Genomic DNA, 4,287 nt, shown 5'->3' on the forward strand with positions numbered 1-4,287 from the left:
AACGGCCGCGATTCCCAGAGCAAAAGACTGGGCGTTAAAATATTCGGTGGTCAGCCAGCTATTTCTGGTAACATCATCGTTCGCCAGAGAGGTACCGTATACCACCCTGGTCAAAATGTAGGCATCGGTAGAGATTTTACCATTTTCGCAGTTGCGGACGGTGTAGTGGAATTCAGAAAAGGTCGCGAAAACAAAACTTACGTTTCTGTTAAAGCATTTGATACCACTGCTCAGGCAGAAGCCTAATCAGTGTTAGCCATAAAGTTTTTTTATACCCAATATTTTTTTACTAACCCAAATTCAAAAAACAATGGCAACAATTAAAAAAGCAGCTGCTAAAAAAGCTGCTCCTAAAAAGAAAGCTGCTGCTAAGAAAGCTGCTCCTAAAAAGAAAGCCGCTGCTAAGAAAGCTGCTCCTAAAAAGAAAGCTGCTAAGAAGCCTGCTGCCAAAAAAACAGCAACTCCTCCTGCAGCCCCTGCAGCTCCGGCAAACTAAGATCGGAATTACAAAATGTAGTTATAAAGATCCTGGTATTACTACCAGGATCTTTTTTTTGTAATTTCACGTCATGGACAATTACGCAATAGCAGACAATTTCTCGCTCCTCTCCAAACTGATGGACATTCACGGAGAAAACAGTTTCAAAGCAAAATCCTTTGCCAGCGCGGCATTCACAATAGAAAAATTACCCGCTCAACTTAAAGATACTCCCCGCGACGATATCTTCCGCATCAAAGGGATCGGCGATTCCACCGGAAAAAGCATCCTCGAAATGCTGGATACCAGCCAATTCTCACTGCTGGACACCTATATCGGCAAAACACCAGCCGGTATCGTGGAAATGCTCGAAATAAAAGGCCTTGGACCAAAGAAAATAGCCACCATCTGGAAAGAGCTGGAAATTGAGTCTATGGGCGAGCTGCTATACGCCTGTAATGAAAACCGCCTCCTGCTCCTCAAAGGCTTCGGCGAAAAAACACAGGAAAACGTCCGCCTCAACATCGAATTCTATCTCTCCAACAGAAACAGATACCTCTACGCTGAAGTCGAAGAAACAGCCGCCGACATCGAAAAGATGCTCCGCGAAGCACTGGCTCCGGCAAATGTGGCACTGACAGGAGCTTTCCGCCGGCAGGCCGTAATCATCGATGAAGTAGAACTGGTTATCGCTGCGACTGTTGAAGATGTGCTGCAGAAAATGACTACGCTGCCAGGCTTTGTACATGTTGCCACTAACAATAGCAACCTGGTATGGAAATATATCGATAAACTGAAAGTGATCATACACACCTGCCAGCCGGTAGATTTTTACAGTACTTTATTCACCACCACCGCCTCCCCTGCATTCATGGACAAGTTTAATGTGGCGGGAGGTGCATCACACCTGCAGCAGGCCATTTCAGAGGAATCGATCTTCAGCGCTGCCGGTATGGGCTTCATCCCGCCAGCCCTGCGCGAAGGCTACCATGAAATTGAACTGGCCCGCCAGCACCTGCTGCCAACTCTCATCACCCCGGCTGATATCAAAGGGATTATTCACTCCCACAGCCAATGGAGCGATGGTCTCGATACACTTGAAGAAATGGCCACCACAGCGAGAGACAGAGGCTTCGAGTACCTTGCCATCAGCGATCACTCCCGCTCCGCCTTTTATGCCAATGGTCTCAGCATAGACCGGGTAATAGCGCAACAGGAACAGATCGATGACCTGAACAAAAAACTTGCGCCTTTCCGCATTTTCAAGAGCATTGAAGCAGATATTCTCAATGACGGAGCACTGGATTACCCGGACGAAATACTTGCAACCTTTGATCTTGTTATCGCTTCAGTACATTCCAACCTGAAAATGACAGAAGACAAGGCCATGACCAGGTTGCTGAAAGCGATCGAAAATCCATACACTACTATTCTCGGTCATATGACAGGCAGGCTGCTGCTGAGCCGCAACGGCTATCCCGTGGATCACAAAGCGGTGATAGATGCCTGCGCTGCCAATAATGTGGCAATAGAGCTGAATGCCCACCCCCGTCGCCTCGATATCGACTGGACCTGGCTGCCTTATGCCCTGGAGAAAAATGTGCTCATCTCTATAGACCCGGATGCCCATAGCATCAAAGGCTACCGCGATGTTCATTACGGCTCACTGGCTGCACAGAAAGGCGGCGTCACCAAAGCAAACAATCTCAGTAGCTTTACTGTTGATATGCTCAGTAATTATCTCCTGGAACGTAAAAAACAAAAAGACATCACACTATGATGTTGCTGGCACTGGCCGTAGCGCCCGGCTTCGCGATCTCGCTGTTTATCTACCTGATGGACCGGTACGACAGAGAACCAGTAGGACTGCTGCTGAAATGCTTTCTGCTGGGAATGGCCTGCGTAGTACTACCATTGGTGATACAGACATTTGCTGCCTCACTGGGTTTCCGGGAAGACAGCGGCTCTCTCATCGGTACTGCCGCCTTCGCTTACGGTGTAGTCGGCTTTTCTGAAGAGCTGGCAAAATTCCTCGTGCTGCGTTACGTAGCCTATCCAAACAAGGCGTTTAATGAGCCGCTGGATGGCATCGTCTATGCCGTAATGATAGGAATGGGATTCGCAACGCTCGAAAATATTGCCTATGTAAGTAAGTATGGCGTCGGTACTGGTATTGCACGCATGTTTCTTTCTGTTCCTGCACATGCTACCTTCGCTGTCCTGATGGGGTATTATGCTGGTTTCGCCAAGTTTGCACGGCAACGGGAAACTGCCCTGCTCTTCCGCGGATGGCTGATAGCTGTTTTCTTCCACGGCACCTACGATTTTTTCCTCTTCACAGGAAACAACATACTTACGCTCGGAGCTTCTGTTATCACGTTGTTCATCGCTATAAGACTATCGGCAAAGGCGATACGAAAGAATAAGGCTATTTCGAGACAATTAAATGAGCAACATTATTTTGAGGATAACGCTTAGCTTTTAGTTATCTTTACGGCGCTTACCCATCAGCAACGAATGCTAACTGATAAACGCCGGTAATTCCGATGAAATTCATTTATGTTTATGACCCGTTATGCGGTTGGTGCTATGGCTTCACTCCTGTAGTGATGCAATTGCAACAGCAAAGCAACGGCAGTATGGAGTTTGAGATCCTGTCGGGAGGAATGATGACAGGAAGCAACCGCCCTCCTTTTTCCTCAATGGCCGCCTATATTCAGAAAGCGCATGTTAATGTGGAAGAAATGACCGGTGTGAAGTTTGGAGCGCCTTTCCTCGAAAAGTTGCTGCCATCCGAAGAAATGATGGACTCCGAAAAACCTTCGGTAGCCCTGACCGTTTTCAAGTATTATCAGCCCGAAAATGCCATCAGCTTTGCGCACAGCATGCAGGTAGCACTTAATTATGACGGCAAGAGCCTGAACAACGATGACACTTACCGTAAACTCATCCGCCCATATAACATACCGGAAGACGAATTCATCAGTCGCATGCACGATGAGCACTACAGATATGAAACGCAACAGGAATTCCAACTGATTCAGAACTGGGGGATCACCGGCTTCCCGGCAGCTATACTGGATACCGGCGGTCAGCTCTATCTCTGCGCCAGAGGCTTTACTCCCCTCGACCAACTACAGCAGACCATTGACAATATCTTAAAAGAAAATAACAATTTAAAATAGAAAAATGTACCGGATAAAATCAACATCAGTAGCGGACATCCCGGTTATTCAGGCTCTCTCTGAAAAGATCTGGCCCTCTACTTACCAGAATATCCTAACCCCGGAACAACTCGACTACATGCTTGATATGATGTACAGTGCCGAAGCCCTTACCAGGCAGATGACAGAAGAACATCATAAATTCATCATTTTACAGGACGACAAAAGACCCATAGGCTTTGCCGCCTATAGCCCAACCGGAGAAGAAGGCGTTTACAAACTGCACAAGATCTACCTGGATCAATCTTATCAGGGTAAAGGTGTTGGCAGATTCCTGCTGGACACGGTTATCAGACAGGTGAAAAATCTCGGTGCACAAACACTTGAGCTGAACGTGAACCGCTATAACAAAGCCAGGTTCTTTTATGAAAAGCAGGGATTTGTAGTCGTAGGTGAGAAAGACATTGAAATAGGTAATGGATACCTGATGGAAGACTATATCATGCGCAAAACATTGGTATAAAAAATAGCCCGGTAAGGACATACCAGGCTTTTCCCAAGTTAACCATTAAAAGACACAACTCTTTTGTATAATATCGTTAAGTATTTCAGTTATCATCTGTAGTGTTAAGCACGCTACACTAT

Annotated in this window: 6 protein-coding genes; all 6 read left to right on the forward strand. The window is 46.7% G+C overall.

All coding sequences use genetic code 11. From position 1 onward, the window contains the following. Positions 1-246, forward strand: a 246-nt coding sequence (rpmA, locus tag VM802_RS22790; RefSeq protein WP_325534932.1) for a 50S ribosomal protein L27, incomplete at its 5' end; no start/stop codon positions are given. A gap of 64 nt (positions 247-310) precedes the next feature. After that, positions 311-496, forward strand: a complete 186-nt coding sequence (locus tag VM802_RS22795; RefSeq protein WP_325534934.1) for a hypothetical protein — start codon at positions 311-313, stop codon at positions 494-496. A 73-nt stretch (positions 497-569) separates the two neighbouring features. After that, a complete protein-coding gene (locus tag VM802_RS22800; protein ID WP_325534936.1) occupies positions 570-2,258 on the forward strand; it encodes a helix-hairpin-helix domain-containing protein in 1,689 nt (562 codons plus the stop codon). Continuing rightward, positions 2,255-2,956 (forward strand): PrsW family intramembrane metalloprotease, encoded by a 702-nt coding sequence (locus tag VM802_RS22805; protein ID WP_325534938.1) that lies wholly within the window; start codon positions 2,255-2,257, stop codon positions 2,954-2,956. Before VM802_RS22800 ends, VM802_RS22805 begins: the two co-directional genes overlap by 4 nt. A gap of 68 nt (positions 2,957-3,024) precedes the next feature. Beyond that, positions 3,025-3,663 (forward strand): DsbA family protein, encoded by a 639-nt coding sequence (locus VM802_RS22810; RefSeq protein WP_325534940.1) that lies wholly within the window; start codon positions 3,025-3,027, stop codon positions 3,661-3,663. A 4-nt stretch (positions 3,664-3,667) separates the two neighbouring features. Next, positions 3,668-4,165 carry a GNAT family N-acetyltransferase gene (locus VM802_RS22815; protein WP_325534942.1) on the forward strand — a complete coding sequence of 166 codons (498 nt, stop codon included), beginning with the start codon at positions 3,668-3,670 and terminating at the stop codon, positions 4,163-4,165. The last annotated feature ends 122 nt before the right edge of the window (positions 4,166-4,287 follow it).

It is taken from the genome of Chitinophaga sp. (assembly GCF_035538455.1).
In the GTDB taxonomy this organism is placed as follows: Bacteria; Bacteroidota; Bacteroidia; order Chitinophagales; family Chitinophagaceae; genus Chitinophaga.